Source organism: Idiomarina sp., from assembly GCF_019431395.1.
Lineage (GTDB): Bacteria > Pseudomonadota > Gammaproteobacteria > Enterobacterales > Alteromonadaceae > Idiomarina.
In genome coordinates, this window is the sequence record NZ_CP080268.1 from 2435763 (window position 1) to 2453566 (window position 17804).

The following is a 17804-nucleotide window of genomic DNA, read 5'->3' on the forward strand; positions in this document are numbered from 1 at the left end:
CATGGATAGAAATAGCGTTTATTATCGCCAGGTTCAGCTGCTTATGCAGGTGCTACCATTTGTTGCGGCTCATCACTGTTTTGCGCTCAAAGGCGGTACAGCGATTAACCTATTTGTCAGAGATTTTCCAAGGCTGTCGGTTGATATTGACCTCGTCTTTTTACCTATGATGGATCGGGGTGAGGCACTTCAAATGATCACAAGTCACCTGGAGCAAATAGCAAAGAGCCTTACCGCAGCGCTGCAAGATGTGACTGTCATACGCTCATTTGAAGTTAAAAAGGACGCGCTCCGTTTATTGGTGGAGCGTGATGTTGGTGGTAGAAAGGTTCAGATAAAGATAGAGCTGTCACCTGTTCTTCGAGGAACGGTCTACGAATCAAACGCTTTAAGTGTTACTGAAGCGGTTGAAAATGAATTCGGATTCGCAGAAATTTCAGTAGTCAGTTTTGCCGACCTCTATGCTGGTAAAATTTGCGCTGCTCTCGATCGGCAACATCCTAGGGACTTATTTGACGTCAAACTACTCTTGGATAATGAAGGCCTCACTGATGATATTCGTAAAGCGTTAATTGTTTATATGATCAGCCACCCGCGTCCTATTTCGGAATTATTACGACCCAATTTCAAAGATATTGCTGCCCTTTATGAGGGGGAATTTAAGTCGATGGCGGACATTGATGTCCCGCTGGTGGAGCTTATGGCTGCGCGTGAGGAAATTGTAAAACGTATGCATGCGACATTTACTGACGAGGAAAGGTCGTTTCTTTTGACGTTTAAGTCACGCAAACCGGATTGGTCATTACTCGGAATTGCGAATATTGAGCAGTTGCCTGCTGTTCGTTGGAAACTGAGTAACCTTGAAAAAATGAGTGAGGAAAGGCATCGGATAGCTTATAACAAACTTAAGGTAGCTCTCAGTTCATAACGCGCATTGCGTTCTTCCCAAACCACTTTACCCCGTATCCCTTGCCTTAAGCCCTATGGGCTTAAGGTAGCACATTCACTCAGTTTTATTTCAAATTTGGCGCAGTTTTTATATTCTTTTTCATGTGCTATTTGTTCGGAGTTACCTCCGAAAACTTTCGTTGGCCTTAAATCCGATGCATTTCTGGCTAAGTGTCCTTTTTGGCATAGTTCGATGTGTCATGTTTTGCAGCTTGTTGGCCTCACTAGTTGAAATACCTGGCTAAATGGCCTCATCAAAAATCGTCTGTAAGCCTCGCCACACCTGATAAAACCACTTTCGTAGGTATGGTACCACTTAACCACTTTTCGTTGGGGTATACTCCGGAGGCAAAGGTTATAGGGTGCGCCACATTTAAAGGCCTACAGCGTTAGTTTCCACTGACTCACTCCAGATTTATCAAAAAGTCCCACAGTTAGTCCCACACACGCAAATTTTGTCCTAGATTTGATTTAAGTCCTTATAAGAGCTTGGCGTCCTGTCCTGGGACTAAGACAGCGACCAGGACAAAGACAGATCTCAAATTGTTAAGCTCAATAATGGCTTCTTCCACTTATGCCCGGAAGCTTTCTCACCTTTAAATTTTATTTTCATAAATATATTTTATCGAAGGAATATTTTTGAGCAATGACGCAAACTCAGTTTCATCGATATTACACGTGAAAAAATTTCGATAAATATATTCCTGACCGCTAACCAAGACTAGTTCCATCCCTATAAAACCAAACTTTGAGTGCACTAGCCCTATCTCCAGCTCATCAAAATTAATAGTCAAGGCCCCACCAAGAAAAATACGTTCTTTTTCAAAATCGAAAGTTATCCGTGATGGATAAGTTCTCGTAGAAAAAATAATACCAACAGCTAAGGCGATAGCAATTGGACCAAAAGCTATCAAGAATAAAGACTTAAATAGCAAGTCTTTAGTCGTTGTCTCTAGTGTTAGGTATGCAATTAAACTAATTAATGACACCATAACTAGCACAACAGTTTGAGGGTTATACCACTTCTTTATCCATGAAACCTGATTCAAATTTTCTACCACTTCTAACCTAAAATTATCGTGCTAAACGGCACCTTTGCATACGCACTACTCGGACTTTACAAAGAAAATCATCCTGAATTCAGATAATAACCGCAACACTCATGTAATGGGATAGGTCGAAGGGAGGTCAGCTACCAACATGTGGTAGTCTTACTTTTCGACCAAAAAAAGTGAGTTCCAACATGAGTTATCGGCAGCTGATCGAGGGACAACGATACCAGATTTCTGCGTTGCTCTCAGAAGAATTTTCACAACGAGAGATTGCAAGAAAGCTGAACATTGCGCCCTCGACCGTCCATCGAGAGTGCGACGTAACAACAATTTGTGTGGGTCTTATGACCCTCAAAAAGCTCAAGAGCGCATGTTAAAACGGCGCTCCAAGCCAAAGCCCAAAAGGGTTTGCGAGAATACTCGCAACGCTGTAGAGCTTATGCTCAAGATGGACTGGAGTCCCGAGCAGATATCAGCTATCTGTACGCGGATAGGTTATCCAGTCAGTCACGAGTGGATTTACAATTTTGTACTGGCTGATTTTTATGACGGTGGTAGTTTATTTACTCACCTACGCCATCGGTTAAGACGCTATAAAAAACGATTGCATAAGCAACGTGGTCGCATATTAGGCCGTCGCTCGATACACGTTCGGCCTGCAATTATTGATGACCGGGAACGCTACGGCGACTGGGAAATCGACACCGTTATCGGCAAGCGCGGAACCGGGGCTATCGTCACTCTACTAGAGCGTAAAAGCCGTTTTTATCTTGTGAAAAAAGTCACAAGCAAACATGCTGATGCCGTTGCCGATGCGACTATTGAAATGCTGCAGCCTTTTAAGGCGTTGGTTCACAGCATCACGGCCGACAACGGTTTAGAATTCGCAGACCATGAGCGAATTGCAGAAGAATTAGATACAGACGTTTATTTTGCTGATCCGTATGCTTCGTATCAGCGCGGCGCGAACGAAAATGCGAACGGGTTATTGCGTCAATATGTGCCAAAAGGTACTGATTTGCGCACTGTAACAAACGAGCTGATGGCTAAATATCAGCAACGCCTGAATTTACGGCCCAGGAAAACTCTGGGGTTTATTCAGCCAATTCCGGCCGCATTGGCGTAATAATAGTTTTAGTCCGAATCAGGAAGAGCAAAATATTGGATGCGCTATAAACCGGTAGCCAGTTTTCTTGACCACTACAGCTCAGCCACGAAATTAGCGGCCTCATACCTGAACTCAGGAGTAAATGATCGACGTTGTCTTCTTGCCATTGAACACTTCTTCGTTAAGGGTAATACTACCACTTAAAAGAGCGTTCGGGTTTAGTCTGTCACTACATACACGAGAGCGTTGTGTTATTTCAATTTTTAAGCTTACCCCCAACAGATGACTCCCAACTTAATGAGCAACCAGGCTGCTGCATACGCCAGAAGGAAGCTCACGACAATCTCCGGGTGAAACATCAGCGTCACGACACCAAACAGTAATAAGAGCAGAAAATAGACAAACCCACGTCTCGTTTTACTTCGTTTTTCTTTGGACAGCCACCGGCGATGCCAACCTATGAATAAAGCCATGATTGGCACCAACCCAACAGCGCGCAAAAAAAATGCGCATCTGCGTAGGCAGACAACCCTTCCTTCATAAGGTATGCACCCATCTGGTAAATATAAACACCCCCCGCGAGTACTGACGCCAAGAGCAATAAGACAACAACTGTAGTGGTTAATAAAACCTGGCCAACTATTTATGGTCAATTTAACTTCTGCGCTTCAGAGATCATTAAAAATGGTTGTCGGGAGGAGTCAGGACTTAGCACAAACTACTGTTTTACTCTGTAGCGTATTTATATTTAATATACGGTATAGAGTATACTTGCTAGTATTACGCTTTACCGTATACTTAGAGTCTAATCTGAACGGCGACTATACGGGTAAATATCATGAATATCACAAGACCTGAGCAGCTTAGTGCGTTTATCAAGGACTACCGCAGTAAAAGCGGCCTCACTCAGTCTGATATTGCAAAGCTTGTGGGCATTCGTGTTGCCACAGTGTCGGATTTCGAAAATAAACCCCAATCCTGCAAACTAGAGACCTTCTTTAAGATTCTGGCCGCGCTTAATTTAAAAATAGATATAAATACGCGAGACGCCGGAAGCCAGGGCGATTCATCAGAATGGACTGAAGAGTGGTAAACAATGGATAAGCTTGGTGTTTACATGAACGGTTTAAAAGTGGGGGAGTACAGCCGTAGCCGCAGTGGGGTAAATACATTTAGTTATGATGATAGCTGGCTGGCGTCGCCGGGGCGACGCAGTATATCGCTGTCACTGCCGCTTCGGAGCAAGGCCTATGCGGGGCCGGAAGTCTATAATTATTTTGACAACTTACTTCCCGACTCCCGGGAAATTCGCGAGCGAATCGTTGCACGTTTTCAGGCTGACTCTACTGAGCCATTTGATATTTTAACGCAAATCGGGCGGGACTGTGTTGGCGCTATACAGCTCTTACCTCATAAGACACAGCCACCCAATGTGAAGCGCATTGACCTGAGCCCTCTACCTGAAAAGCAGCTAGCGAAAATCTTGAAGGGGTATCAATCTAAAACCCCGCTGGGTATGTTAAGAGATGAGGCTGATTTTCGTATTTCTCTTGCAGGGGCCCAGGAGAAAACCGCTTTATTATTTCATAACGACCAGTGGTGCTTGCCGCGCAACGCGACACCAACGACTCACATAATCAAGCTACCCATCGGTGAGATACAGTCTCATGACCGAGTTATTGACATGAGACATAGCGTTGAGAACGAATACTTATGTCTGCAAATTGCAAAAGCGTATGGGTTTAAAGCCGCAAATTGCGAAATCATTACGCCTGATGGTATGAAAGCGCTTGCCGTAGAGCGTTTTGACCGTAAGCAAAGCGCAGACGGGGCATGGATAATACGTCTTCCGCAAGAGGATTTTTGCCAGGTGACTGGTACATCACCGGCAAGAAAATATGAAACCGATGGTGGTCCGGCCATTTCGCACATTATGAAGGAGCTGCTAGGGTCGATTACACCCATTGAGGATCGTTATACCTTCATGCGAGCCCAAGTCTTATTTTGGCTGTTAGGTGCGACAGACGGCCATGCCAAAAACTTTTCGGTTTTTATAGAGCGTGAAAACCAATATCGATTAACGCCACTCTACGATATCTTGTCGGCGTTTCCAGCTATTAATAAAAAGGGTTTGCACGAAAAAGATCTGAAGCTTGCCATGTCGCTTAAGGGCAGTCACGGAAGAAAGTATGAATGTCGAATGATCCGTCGAGAGCACTTCCTGGCAACCGCTAAAGAGGTTGGCTTCAGCCAAGACGCCATGAATGAGATATTAGATGATATGGCTGCACGTACCGAGAGTGTCATAGTGCAAGTTACTCGCGACTTGCCTGGGTGGTTTCCCAGTTTTATTGCCGAGTCAATTTTCAATGGTATGCGCAGGTACAGCCAAAGACTTTAGAGAACACTCGATAAAACCATCGATGCCAAGATAACGTACTAAAGGTTGGTTATTAACGAGGCGGGCGTGTGCTTAAACCCAAAGTTTTATTTCCTCAGCAGTTTATTCACAAACACCCTATTCATCATGGGGAAGAGTTTGGCGTGCTGTGCTGGAATACGCAAAAACTGACTGAAAAGCCGGCGTTTCAGCGTACCTTAGCAGACGTTTTAACAGATTATCCGAGTTTGTTTTTGTTGCTCCAGGAGGTGAAGCTGAGTGCAAAAAATAATTGGCTGCTGCCGAACTGGTCTTATGCGGTGGCGCCGAATATGCAAACCCGGCGCTCTGTCTATGGTGTTCTCACGGCAAGCGGTTATGCGTTTAAAGAAGCTCAGGCTCGGCTGAGCAGCAAGCGCGAAGGCATGTTCGCAACTCATAAAAGTTACATGCTCTCTCATCACTCGTTGGCAGAGGGCGGCTCACTGCTGGTCGTCAATGTTCACGCGATTAACTTTGTTCGTGCGCGCCAATTTTCTCAAGAAATAGAGCTCATCAAAGAAGAAATACTAGAACATAAAGGACCGCTTATTGTGGCGGGTGATTTTAACGTGTGGAGTCGCCAGCGCCGGCTAAGCTTGTTGCAGTTCTGTCGAAGTGTGGGTCTTCGGCAAGCAATTATGGTCGACCCACATCATGTTAAGACTTACCGACAGCATCCTCTTGATTTCATCTTTTACCGGGATCTCACACTGCAAGAGACACTAGCTATTGATACCAGTAACGTGTCCGATCACAACCCGCTTTATGCACGATTCAGACTATAGCGACTCAGAACTAACGTTTTACCACAAAAAAAGTGAGCCCCTGCGACAGAGCTCACTTTCCCTCTTTACCTCTCAATAAAACGCTCTACAGAGTTTTCAATAACTCATCAACCGCACGTTTTAACTGCGGATCCACGTTTTTGGCTTTATAAGCCGGCGGGTTGAATACCTCGATATCGGGCTGTGCCGGGGTAAAGTCCATATTGGCGTCGGATTCCTTAACCCACCAGCCTCTAAATGGCATCCTGATAATAGACCCATCAACAAGACGTTCAGCGCCGGTACTGATTACCGCACCAAAGGTGGGGCGACCAACCAATTTGCCGATGCCTAAGGCTTTATAGGCATGAGAGAAAATCTCAGCATTTGAATAGCTGTTTTCGTTACTCATGGCAATAGATGGCTTGGTCCACGCCGCCAATGGTAAGCGCTCAGAGTAGGGGTATTTGTCTCTGAATTTCTTCTGGTCTTTGTCCAGGTCGTCTGTGGCACCACGAGGGATCGTATAAGCGTGTTGCTCAACGTTTAATACGGCCATCAGGTAGTCGGTTGTCCAGCCGCCGCCGTTATAACGCACGTCAATGACGATACCGTCTTTGCCGTAACCGGCAGCCATCAATTCGCGCTCAAAACGCTCAAAGCTGGTCCAGTTCATACCGCGAATATGCAAGTAACCTAAGCGTCCGTCGGAGTACTCTTCGGTCATTGCACGGCGCGTCTCGACCCAGTTGTCGTACTTCTCATCGCTCAAGCTGGTGGTTGGCCACAACACGACTTCGGTGTCCTCATTGGCGCGTTTGATGTTGAGCAACACCCGTTGGTTTGCGTAGCCATTCAGCAACTCATAGAAGTTGGCGTCTTTGACCGATTGTTGATTGACTTGAGTAATGACATCACCGACTTGCAAGCGGCTGTCATCGCGTGCTGCAGGGCTTTTGTTAAGAACAGAAGTTATCTCTAAGCCTGCATCGGTTGGTATAACCTCAACACCCACTAAGCCGGTTTGGGTTTTTTGGGTCTGTTTTTGGTTTTCGCCATGGTATAAACCCATATGGCTGGCGTTAACCTGACCCAGCATCAAGTTGAAGATATACTGAAAATCTTCTTTGGTTGACGCTTTTAATGCTAATGGACGGTACTTTTCTTTTAGCTCCTGCCAGTCATTGTCATGGAATTCAGGATCGTAAAAACCGGCATTAAGTGCTTGCCAGGCTTCATCAAAGATCTGTGCACGCTCGGCCATATGCTCGATGTTCTGTTGAGACACGGTCGATAAGGTTTCAGGCTCATCTTTTTTGGTGTCCACTTTGACTAACTGGCCTTTACCGGTTAACGCAAACAAGTGCTTGCCGTCGTTACTCAACGATAAGCTACGTGGGCTTTTGTTACCCTCAATGACCTGCTTTTTGTCCTCACCGTTCCACTTAATCTTGAACAGATCCTGGTCCATTTTAAAGTTCTGACGCCCAGCACCACCAATGGTGTAATAAACGTGCTCGCCTTCTTTGTCGAACGCTAAGCCCGATTCATTACCGGCAAAACGCGTGACCTGAACCAGTCGTTCATAGATGCGATCTAAATCAATTTGCATCGGCTCGACTGCTTTTTCATCAACTTCCGAGTCGTCTTCGTCTTTTTTGGCATCAGCCGTTTCGTCTACAAACTCATCGCGCTTCCACTCTTCTTTTGAGCGTTGCCAATCGCTTTTTGTTAACCAGGCAAACCAAATGTCGTAATCACCGTTATTACGCATGGACGTAAAGCCTAGTTTGCTGCCATCGGGCGACCAAACTGGGCTGTAATCGCCTTTCGGATGCATACTGACATTAACAGGCTCTTGTGAGCTATCGGCAGCATGAATAAAGACTTCGCTGTTAAACGAAAGATCCGATTTAGCGTAAGCTAACCAGTTACTGTCTGGTGACCAACTTACGCCGCTGGGTGTTGCCCAGCCGTCTAACAAGGTAACTCTATTGGTTAATGACTTGTCTGCAGTAATGTCAGCGACAATCAATTTACCGCGCCCTTCACGATAGGCCACTTTTTTGCCATCCGGAGAGACCAGAGGCTGGCGTTCTTGCGCATCGGTGCGTGTGACAGGTGTTACTGAATGCTTCAGCGATTTAAACAAGTTTGGCTCTTCAGAGTCAGCCGATGTCAGCGCAAATATATCGTTTTGTCTATCGCGGTCGGACACAAACAACAAGGTGTTGTCGTCAAGCCAGGTAACATCTCTGTCTCGTGCGGCACCTGTTGTTAGTCTGACTGACCGTTTATCTTCTTTATCGTTGCGTTTTACAAACAAATCGCCACGCACGACATAAGAAATTAATTTACCGTCAGGGGATACACTGTATTCATCCAGTGAGTCCGTGGTTGATTTTTTGGTGACGGGGTCAAAACGAAAGTCCGTAGGAATTGACAGGTCGAGCGATGAGCTCTTACCATCAGCGACAAGTTTAACTTTATCAGCTGCCTGATAAACAAGATGGTTTGCTTGTTTATCAATACTAAAGTGCTCTACACCAAACTCGCTTTCATCGGTGACTTGTGTTGCACGCCTCGAACCTAGCTTCTGCTTGAACACGTTGTATTTACCGGCGCGAGCAGAAATAAAGTACAACTCGTTATTGCTCGACCATTTAGGCATAAAGTCATTGCCATCAAAGTCGGTTAGCTGTTCGTATTCACTGGTTTCGGTGTCATAAATCCAGATATTGCGATTGGCAGGGCCACGGTAATCCTCACGTGATACTCTGGCGGTACTGCGTACAAAAGCAATCTTTGTGCCGTCCGGAGAAACCACTGCATCAAAGCCCAGAGCGTCCATATACCGCGATTCGGTAGCGTCATCTGTCGGAGCTACACCATAGACTTCCCACTCGCGTTCAACTTCAGCGTATAAACGGCGAGTATTAAAGAGTACTTGGTTATCGTTGCTAAACCCTAAAACACGATCGGGGGCACTGTGATAGGTTAAGCGATCGGGACGGCCGCCCTCGCTTGGCATGATAAACACGTCATCATTACCAAAGCGGTCACTACTGAATGCTATGGAACTGCCGTCTTTTGACCATTTCGGTGAGCTTTCATAGCCTTCGTGGATGGTTAAACGGTTTGGATTGGTGCCCGATGTCGACATTGTCCAAATATCGCCCTGGTAACTGAAGGCGATTCGCGTCCCATCAGGACTAATTTCGGGTTGCATAATCAAAGGTCGTTCTGAGCTACCATCAGACGCGGACGCCCCCAGCGCCGCAGATACAAGCAAGCTTGTAAGCAGTCGTTTCATAGTTTTGTTGCCTATTTTAGTTAGATTTATTCATTATCGCGGAATGATACATCTCACTATCATTCCGCGAAGTGCGAGGGGTTGCACGTCTTACTCGGTAGGCCGCGCATTTTGCGCGACTAGAAGATGTAAATGAAACCTATACCGACCTCTGCTTCGTAGTTGCTACGAGCAATCGGACTATCCCGAACATCACTACTGTAATATTCAAACAAAGCCTCACCGTAGAGCTGCCAATTCTCATTGATGTATTGGCGGTAATTAAAATCAACGCCTATCGAGCGCAATCCGCCACTCATTGATGTCTGTGGCAAACCGGACGCAGCAGCCTGGCCCGCGTCTATGCCAAATCCCTTGGTCGCATACTCACTGTCGTGGAACGTCGCTACTAAATTAACTTCTGAACCCGTACCGTCAACTTGGTCGCCAAAACGACGGCCGATACCAAACAGGGCAAGATTTCCCTCGTCACTGGCTACCACACGGCTCACCAACCAGTAGCGCCAGTCGGCATCGAGCGCACGACGCGCTTGCAGTACCAGTTCAGCGCCTTCCTCCTGGTCACCAAGTCCGTCCAAATAGCCGTCCTCGGAATCATTCTCTTCACGGCCCTCATCAAAGCCAATGGCCGCCTCTAAAAGCCAGTGCTCGGCGCGCAAACCTCGCCAGCCGAGTGCTTCTCCCGCAAAGTAGAAAATGTTGTCACCGCTGCGCCATTGCACAGCACCCGCTGGCTGAGGCTCAAACTCAAATTCGTCCGAACCTTCGTAGGCGGTTTCATATTCCACCGTTAATCCCAGGCCGAAGCTCCAGCCATCCTCACCTTTAGAGAAGTCGTCTTGCGAGGGCAGCGGCACCATCGCCGTTTCTTCAGCTTGTGCAAAAGCCGGTTGGACGATAAAGCTATTGAGGCACAACAGGGCGGCAAAACCAGTCATCTTTTTCATTTTAAAACCACGCAGTAATAGTGTTGCTGATTAAATTTTTAGTAGTAAAGAGCTAAAACGTAAAGCCTCTGTAATTGGTTCATTGGCCGGTGACTTTGATCTTATTGATATGTTTTTTCGGTAATACCCAATACACATTCAAAAACTAAAGGTGATAGTCGCTATGCGAGTCGCTGTAGTCGGTGCAAATGGAAAAATTGGTCAACGGTTGGTTGGATTACTTCAGCAAGAAAATGAACATGAAGCATTAGCGCTGGTTAGAAAGCAAGAGCAATTGGAGCAATGGCAACGGCAGGGTGTTGAGGCGCGGTTACTGGATCTTGAGGGCCCGGTGGTGGATTTGAAAAGTCGGTTAACCGGTGTCGATGCTATTGTCTTTGCCGCCGGATCAGGTGGTTCGAGTGGTGATGACAAAACCTTGCTGGTGGATCTGGATGGCGCCATAAAGACAATGGAAGCCGCACAAGAGTCTGGTATAAAGCGCTTTATCATGGTCAGCGCCTGGCAGGCGAACAACCGGGAGAACTGGGCAGACGAGCTTAAGCCCTATTATGCTGCTAAGCATTACGCCGACCGGGAATTGATGCGCAGCGATTTGTCGTGGACCGTGGTTCGGCCTGGGGCCCTGACTGATGAAAAAGGGACTGGTCGAGTCGACATTGGTGAACATCTGCCCGCGGGTTCGATACCGCGAGAAGATGTCGCTCATGTGTTATTGGGCTGCCTGAAGAACAATGACATGGTTGGCAAAGCCTTTGACGTGATGTCGGCTGACTAAAGTCACAGTCGTGTATTAACCGCTTTTCCGATTATTTTTGCGACCACGAGCACCGCCCGGCTTTGGCTTGCGCGGTGGTCGTTGAGTTTTCTTCGGTGGTGGCGTTTTGCCGTTCAGTTCAACGTCAGCGAAGCCTTCCAGTTGATCGCGTTTTATCGGTTGGCCAATCAACTTTTCAATCGCCTTCAGGGTTTTAAATTCTTCATCCATTACCAATGAAATAGCATGGCCCACCTGACCAGCACGACCGGTGCGGCCGATGCGATGAACGTAGTCTTCAGCCACCTGTGGCAGATCATAATTTATCACATAGGGCAGCTTTTCGATGTCGAGTCCACGCGCGGCAATATCGGTGGCGACCAGTACTTGTACCTTACCGGCTTTAAAGTCGCCCAAGGCCTTTGTGCGCGCGCCTTGGCTTTTGTTGCCGTGAATAGCTGCAGCCGAGAAACCACCCGCATCGAGCTGTTTAACCAGTCGGTTTGCGCCGTGCTTAGTGCGCGAAAACACCAGTACTTGAGGTAAGTTAAGGTTGCGTAGAATTTGCATCAGCATGCGAGGCTTTTCGCTCTTTTGCGCTGCATACAAGGTTTGTTCGATGCGCTCTGCGGTAGAATTAGGTGGCGCCACAGACACTTCTACCGGGCTGTTGACTAAACTTTTGGCCAGTGTACGGATTTCATCAGAAAACGTTGCCGAAAACATCAGTGTCTGGCGTTTTGCCGGTAATAACTTGATGATCTTCTTGATGTCATGAATAAAGCCCATGTCCAGCATACGGTCGGCTTCGTCCAGCACTAATACGTCGAGTTTAGGGAAGCGAACGGCGTTTTGTTGGTACAGATCGAGCAGTCGTCCGGGTGTGGCGACAAGAATGTCGACGCCTTTACGCAGCTTCATCATTTGTGGGTTAATTTTAACGCCACCGAAGACCACTGCATAGTTTAGTGGTAAGCCTGCGCCGTAGGTGGCGACACTTTCACCCACCTGGGCTGCAAGTTCACGCGTCGGGGTCAAGATAAGAACCCGTGCTGTATTCGACTTAGCGCGCTCACCATCTTTCAACATCTGTAAAATCGGCAGGGTAAATCCTGCGGTTTTCCCGGTACCGGTTTGAGCCGCAGCCATAACGTCATTGCCGTTAAGTACAGGAGGAATTGCTTGCGCTTGAATCGGAGTGGGCTTGGTATAGCCCTGACGAGTCAGGGCAGAAAGGATTTCCGGACACAGTCCGAGATCAGAAAAAGTCATGTATAAATGTGCAACTTAATAGTGATAATTGACGCCATTCTACATCACCGCGGCAGTTAACGCATTGACAAGTGCATGGTAAAAAGCGATGCTGGCTAACATGAATATTACACAACAGAGCCTAACCCTAATTACAACCACAAGCCTGCGGGCCTGTGGCGAGCTTTGTTGACTTAAATAAAATTAAGAAAACAAAAAGCCCACGGCCTAAAAACCGTGGGTTTTTTTTTGCCTAAAAGTGGAGATAAGACAATGCAGGTACTGAAATTTGGCGGTTCGTCATTAGCATCGATGGCACACATGCGACGCGTGAGTGACCTTATCACTGAGCGTGCAAACAACACGCAGCTAACCGTTATTTTATCAGCACCTAAAGGCGTCACGAATTTACTTGAACAGATGATCTCACAGGCGCTTACAGGCAAGCCTAATTATGAACTATTAGCTCAATGGCGACAGCGCTGCATGGAATTCATTATTAAAGATCAACCGGGTCTTGAGGCGTTTATTAACGACTTAACTCAACGACTGGAACAGCAACTACAGGGAATAGCGCTGCTGCAAGAATGCACATCGAGAACGCGGGCAAAATTGATGGCTATTGGCGAACTGATAAGCGTTAAGGTGATGCAGGTGTTAGTTGATAACAGAACACAAGCCAAGACGCCGCTGTTACCGGTCGAACAGTGCATAAGTGCGTCTGGCGACTATCTGAATGCGCAGGTCAATATTAGAGAAACAGCAAAGTTAATACAGCTTTGGCTCAAACAAAGTCAGCCTGGCCTGGTACTGGTGCCAGGTTTCCAGGCAAGCCATGAAGATGGGGGACTGTGCTTACTGGGTCGGAATGGCTCGGATTATTCTGCTGCGGTGATCGCTGCGGCGATAAATGCTGAAAGTTGTGAAATATGGACCGATGTGGATGGCGTTTTTACCGCAGATCCCAGGGCGGTAGACGATGCCAGGCTTATCACCCGATTGAATTACGAAGAAGCGATGGAGTTATCGCACTTTGGAGCCCGTATTTTACATCCTAAAACTATTGCCCCCTTGGCCCAGTTTGGTGTCCCTTGCCGGATTAAAAATAGTGATAACCCAGACGCTCCGGGGACGTTGATCGATGCGCAAGGTGATATCAGCTTGCCTGTAAAGGGCCTGTCAAGTTTACAAGACATGGCGTTAGTGACTGTTTCGGGACCCGGCTTAAAAGGCGTAGCGGGTATTTCCGCTCGGGTGTTTTCGAGTCTGGCGAATTGTAATATTTCAATCAACCTGATTACTCAGTCGTCCTCAGAGTTCAGCATTAGTTTTTGTATTGAGCAACGGTGTGTTGCACAGACTAAAAAGGCGTTAAAAAGCGAGTTTGAATTAGAGTTAGCCTCTGGCTTAATAAAGCCGCTGCAGGTGCAAAAGAATATGGCGATCGTATCCCTTATAGGTGATGGAATGCGTCAGCAGGTGGGGCTCGCTGCACGATTTTTTGCCTCGCTTGCGCAAGCGCATGTCAATGTTTGTGCAATGGCGCAAGATAGTAACGAACGAGCTGTTTCTGCAGTTATTAACGATTCTGAAGCGCCTGATGCGATTACTGTATGTCATGAAAACTTCTTTACTCATATGCCCAGTATCGATTTGTTTTTGGTGGGCTGCGGCACGGTGGGGCGTCAATTGCTGGAACAGCTTGAGCGTCAACAGCAGTTCTTGCAAAAACGTAACGTGAAACTGCGGGTATTTGGTATCGCGAATAGCCGTCAGTTATTACTCAGTAAAAAGGGCATTGATTTAGGCCAGTGGCAGGCAAAACTCGATAACGCTAAACAGGCATACAGCGTAGAGGCCGTAAAGCAGTTCGTTAAACGCCAGCATTTGGTCAACCCTGTGCTCGTGGATTGCACCAGTTCGGTCGAAATTGCGTCAAGCTATCAAGAGTTTTTGAATAATGGCTTCCATGTGGTCACGCCGAACAAAAAAGCCAACACCATGGGGTGGGATTATTACCAGCAGTTACGAGAAACAGCCCGGGCCAAACACAGGCGCTATCTTTACGAAACGACAGTTGGCGCGGGGCTGCCGATTATTGACGCTGTACAGGGGTTGCAGCATGCCGGTGACCAGTTACGCCAGTTCGGCGGTATTTTGTCGGGTTCATTGTCGTACTTATTTGGCTTGCTGGAAGAAGGTGAAAGCTTTTCGCAAGCCATAATTCAGGCGAAGCAAAAAGGCTATACCGAGCCGGATCCCAGGGATGATTTATCAGGCATGGACGTGGCGCGAAAACTATTGATTATGGCACGTGAAATAGGCTTGCCGCTGGAGCTTAATGACATAACTATCGAACCTTTATTGCCGCCGGGTTTTACCGACGATAGCGACAGTATTGACGATTTTATGGCAAAACTCCCGCAGTTGGATGCCTATTATCAACAACGTTATCAGCAGGCAAATAAGCAAGGAAAGGTGTTGCGTTACGTTGCCGAAATCCACGATAACCGCTGCCAGGTACAAATCTTAGAGCTGGAACCTGATCACCCTCTGGCAACGATTAAAAATGGTGAAAATGCATTAGTGATTCATAGTGACTATTACCAGCCTATTCCATTTGTGCTGCGCGGCTATGGCGCAGGAGCAACGGTGACAGCAGCTGGCATTTTTAGCGATATCATGCGCACGCTGGCTTGGCAGCAACAGGCTTGAACGACTGTTCGAATAGGGAGTTAAGTGATGGAAAAAACCTATTATGCGCCCGCCTCCATCGGCAATTTTTCAGTCGGATTTGATACCCTCGGGCTGGCACTATCACCGGTTAATGGTGAGCTGCTAGGTGATCGACTCGTTATAGCGACCGCGGCTGAACATTCAGCAAAATCTAAACTGGTAGTAGCGGGCCGCTATCGGCATCAGTTGCCGACTAAATCGCAAGATAACTTGGTGCTGCGCTGTTGGGCGGCTTTTCGACGCTTAGTAGCCAAGCCATTGCCGGAACTTAACTTTACGCTACAAAAAGAGTTGCCGGTAGGTAGTGGTTTAGGCTCAAGCGCGTGTTCGGTGGTAGTGACCTGTTATGGGCTCAATCACTTTTTTGCAGAGCCACTAACGACGATGGAATTACTCAATCTTATGGCAGAAATCGAGGGTGGCGTAAGCGGTTCGGTGCATCTTGATAACGTTGCGCCGGCGTTTTTAGGAGGTATGCAGTTGATGACACCAAGCCCGGAAGAACCGACGCTTAAACTGCCTTGGTTCAGTCATTGGTCGGTTGTGGTGAGTTACCCAGGCACTGTGATCAACACGGCCATGGCTAGGCAGGTTTTGCCGGCAACCATTGCATTGCCAACAACCGTCCGCGCGGCAAAAAACTTAGCAAGTTTTGTTAGTGGGTTGTATACCGCGAATGAAGCTTTGGCGCTGAATGCGCTCGAGGATATTATTGCAGAGCCGTACCGCCAGCCGTTGATTCCAAAGCTTGCATCATTGCGTGAGCAGGCGCATCGCTTAGGTATTCATCATTTGGGTATTTCAGGCGCCGGACCAACATTATTTGCATTGTGTACCGATGACGAACAGGCTCGGCAAGCACAACAGCTGTTTGAAAACCACTACCACACGAATGCGGATGCGATGACTCATCATTGTCGGGTAGATTTATCGGGAGCGCGTTTATTAGTATCGGAGGAGGCACCAAATGCCATTAGTTAATCTCGCTGATGAGAGTCAATGTGTCAGTTTTTATGACGCGGTCCGTATCGGTTTGGGGCGCAGTCAGGGCCTTTTTTTTCCAAAGGTTGAAGAGCTGCCAAAGCTCCCTGTTGATGAACTGCTGGCCATGCCTTTTGCGCAACGCAGCGGCGTGATTTTGTCGGCGCTGGCAGGTGGCGATATCAGTATTGAAGATGCCACGGAGATGGCACAACAGGCGTTTAACTTTGCTGCCCCTGTGGTTGCGGTAAACGAAGCGGTCAGTTGCCTTGAGTTATTTCATGGACCAACGCTGGCCTTTAAAGATTTTGGTGCACGTTTTATGGCGTTGGCGCTGGCAAAGGCAAAAGAGGTTAATGGTGATAATCGACCGTCGACCATTGTCACTGCAACATCGGGGGATACCGGCGCTGCAGTTGCTGCCGCGTTTTATCGTCAATCAAGTGCCCGGGTTGTAGTGCTGTATCCTCAGAATAAAGTGAGTCCGCTTCAAGCGCGGTTATTTACGACCTTGGGCGATAACGTGCAGAGTATTGCTGTTAATGGTGACTTTGATCAGTGTCAGGCACTAGTAAAACAACTGTTTAATGACGCAGAGGCAGTAAATCATCTAAATTTAAACTCTGCCAACTCGATTAACATTAGTCGTTTATTTGCGCAGGTATGTTATTACTTTGAAGCGTGGGCACAGTTGTCGACTGACAAACAAAACCGCACGACCATAGTGGTTCCAAGTGGCAATTTCGGTAACGTATGTGCCGCACTTTTGGCTATGCAACTCGGTTTACCGATAAAGCGGGTGATTGCCGCTACCAACAGTAATGATACGGTGCCGAGGTATTTACAGAGTCGGCAATGGCAGCCATCACCAACCAAGCAAACGCTATCTAATGCGATGGATATTAGTGCACCTAATAATTGGCCTAGAGTGGAAGCATTGTTAGCACATAATCCTGAGCTTGGTGGCCGCTTTGAATCGGTTTCGGTTTCTGAGCAGGATACAGTAGAGGCGCTTCAAGCATTGCATTCGCAGGGTTACTTAAGTGAGCCCCACACGGCAGTAGCATTTTCTGCATTTAAAAAGCAACAGCAACAGGGTGAGCATGGTCTTATCGTGGGAACTGCGCACCCGGCCAAGTTTGCTGAGCTTGTTGAACAGATATTGGGTGCATCGATAGAACTGCCAAAACGATTACAGCATGTTATCGGAAAAGCAGAGCTTAACCAAACCATGGAGCCCGATTATCAACAACTTAGAGAATTTTTGTTCGACTACCAATAAAAACGGTTGCATGACAAGTTTTAGCGTGATACCAATAAATAAAGTTGAATAAATAACAGCCAAAAGAAGACTAATGTTTAAAATTATGTTCGTTCAAATTATTAACCTACTACTCATCGTGCGTCTAATCAGCCGCGCGGGAGCTTTTATGCGTTAATAGAAAAAAAACGAACAAAAAAAGCCCCGCCTTCAGGTCGGGGCTTTTTTTTTGCCTCGACGGCAGGTAGCAACAGAGCCGAAGAG

The 17804-nt window shown here is 47.1% G+C and carries 12 protein-coding genes and 1 pseudogene; 9 read left to right on the forward strand and 4 right to left on the reverse strand.

Annotated elements, in window-relative coordinates; all coding sequences use genetic code 11:
• The first annotated feature begins 1 nt into the window (after position 1).
• The gene (locus tag KZ771_RS11780; protein ID WP_290653643.1) at positions 2-928 is read left to right on the forward strand and encodes a nucleotidyl transferase AbiEii/AbiGii toxin family protein; all 927 of its coding nucleotides are present in this window, start codon (positions 2-4) and stop codon (positions 926-928) included.
• A 616-nt stretch (positions 929-1544) separates the two neighbouring features.
• Here the strand turns inward: KZ771_RS11780 and KZ771_RS11785 are convergent.
• Complete coding sequence (locus KZ771_RS11785) at positions 1545-2009, reverse strand: hypothetical protein (RefSeq protein WP_290653645.1); 465 nt, start codon at positions 2007-2009, stop codon at positions 1545-1547.
• 182 nt (positions 2010-2191) lie between these two features.
• Between KZ771_RS11785 and KZ771_RS11790 the strand changes: the two are divergent.
• The 4 genes and pseudogenes from KZ771_RS11790 (at position 2192) to KZ771_RS11805 (ending at position 6315) form a co-directional block, all read left to right on the forward strand.
• Positions 2192-3126, forward strand: a pseudogene (locus KZ771_RS11790) (IS30 family transposase).
• A gap of 820 nt (positions 3127-3946) precedes the next feature.
• A complete protein-coding gene (locus KZ771_RS11795) occupies positions 3947-4201 on the forward strand; it encodes a helix-turn-helix domain-containing protein (RefSeq protein WP_133539976.1) in 255 nt (84 codons plus the stop codon).
• A gap of 3 nt (positions 4202-4204) precedes the next feature.
• Entirely contained in the window at positions 4205-5509 is a 1305-nt protein-coding gene (locus KZ771_RS11800; RefSeq protein WP_290653648.1) for a type II toxin-antitoxin system HipA family toxin, read from the forward strand.
• Positions 5510-5577: 68 nt separating this feature from the next.
• Complete coding sequence (locus tag KZ771_RS11805) at positions 5578-6315, forward strand: endonuclease/exonuclease/phosphatase family protein (RefSeq protein WP_290653650.1); 738 nt, start codon at positions 5578-5580, stop codon at positions 6313-6315.
• 85 nt (positions 6316-6400) lie between these two features.
• Here the strand turns inward: KZ771_RS11805 and KZ771_RS11810 are convergent, their stop codons facing one another.
• Together KZ771_RS11810 and KZ771_RS11815 are read right to left on the reverse strand one after the other, a co-directional pair.
• Positions 6401-9607, reverse strand: a complete 3207-nt coding sequence (locus KZ771_RS11810; protein ID WP_290653652.1) for a S41 family peptidase — start codon at positions 9605-9607, stop codon at positions 6401-6403.
• Positions 9608-9726: 119 nt separating this feature from the next.
• A complete protein-coding gene (locus tag KZ771_RS11815; RefSeq protein WP_290653654.1) occupies positions 9727-10554 on the reverse strand; it encodes a MipA/OmpV family protein in 828 nt (275 codons plus the stop codon).
• A 163-nt stretch (positions 10555-10717) separates the two neighbouring features.
• Between KZ771_RS11815 and KZ771_RS11820 the strand changes: the two genes are divergently transcribed.
• Positions 10718-11332: an SDR family oxidoreductase gene (locus KZ771_RS11820; RefSeq protein WP_290569754.1), complete on the forward strand. Its 615-nt coding sequence runs from the start codon at positions 10718-10720 to the stop codon at positions 11330-11332.
• Positions 11333-11347: 15 nt separating this feature from the next.
• On the opposite strand, the gene KZ771_RS11825 is transcribed toward KZ771_RS11820, so the two are convergent.
• Positions 11348-12583 carry a DEAD/DEAH box helicase gene (locus KZ771_RS11825; RefSeq protein WP_133539972.1) on the reverse strand — a complete coding sequence of 412 codons (1236 nt, stop codon included), beginning with the start codon at positions 12581-12583 and terminating at the stop codon, positions 11348-11350.
• Between the two features lie 252 nt (positions 12584-12835).
• Between KZ771_RS11825 and thrA the strand changes: the two genes are divergently transcribed.
• From thrA to thrC, 3 genes are read left to right on the forward strand one after another with little or no spacing between them, the layout of a single operon-like run.
• Positions 12836-15277, forward strand: a complete 2442-nt coding sequence (gene thrA, locus KZ771_RS11830; RefSeq protein WP_290653657.1) for a bifunctional aspartate kinase/homoserine dehydrogenase I — start codon at positions 12836-12838, stop codon at positions 15275-15277.
• A gap of 27 nt (positions 15278-15304) precedes the next feature.
• Positions 15305-16279: a homoserine kinase gene (thrB, locus tag KZ771_RS11835; protein ID WP_290653659.1), complete on the forward strand. Its 975-nt coding sequence runs from the start codon at positions 15305-15307 to the stop codon at positions 16277-16279.
• Positions 16266-17561 (forward strand): threonine synthase, encoded by a 1296-nt coding sequence (thrC, locus tag KZ771_RS11840; protein WP_133539969.1) that lies wholly within the window; start codon positions 16266-16268, stop codon positions 17559-17561. The genes thrB and thrC overlap by 14 nt, the downstream gene beginning before the upstream one ends.
• Positions 17562-17804 lie beyond the last annotated feature (243 nt).

Coding starts and splice junctions, on each gene's coding strand:
- KZ771_RS11795 (WP_133539976.1), top strand. CDS start 3,947: ATGAATATCACAAGACCTGAGCAGCTTAGTGCGTTTATCAAGGACTAC.
- KZ771_RS11810 (WP_290653652.1), bottom strand. CDS start 9,607: ATGAAACGACTGCTTACAAGCTTGCTTGTATCTGCGGCGCTGGGGGCG.
- thrB (WP_290653659.1), top strand. CDS start 15,305: ATGGAAAAAACCTATTATGCGCCCGCCTCCATCGGCAATTTTTCAGTC.
- KZ771_RS11800 (WP_290653648.1), top strand. CDS start 4,205: ATGGATAAGCTTGGTGTTTACATGAACGGTTTAAAAGTGGGGGAGTAC.
- KZ771_RS11825 (WP_133539972.1), bottom strand. CDS start 12,583: ATGACTTTTTCTGATCTCGGACTGTGTCCGGAAATCCTTTCTGCCCTG.
- thrA (WP_290653657.1), top strand. CDS start 12,836: ATGCAGGTACTGAAATTTGGCGGTTCGTCATTAGCATCGATGGCACAC.
- thrC (WP_133539969.1), top strand. CDS start 16,266: ATGCCATTAGTTAATCTCGCTGATGAGAGTCAATGTGTCAGTTTTTAT.
- KZ771_RS11815 (WP_290653654.1), bottom strand. CDS start 10,554: ATGAAAAAGATGACTGGTTTTGCCGCCCTGTTGTGCCTCAATAGCTTT.
- KZ771_RS11820 (WP_290569754.1), top strand. CDS start 10,718: ATGCGAGTCGCTGTAGTCGGTGCAAATGGAAAAATTGGTCAACGGTTG.
- KZ771_RS11780 (WP_290653643.1), top strand. CDS start 2: ATGGATAGAAATAGCGTTTATTATCGCCAGGTTCAGCTGCTTATGCAG.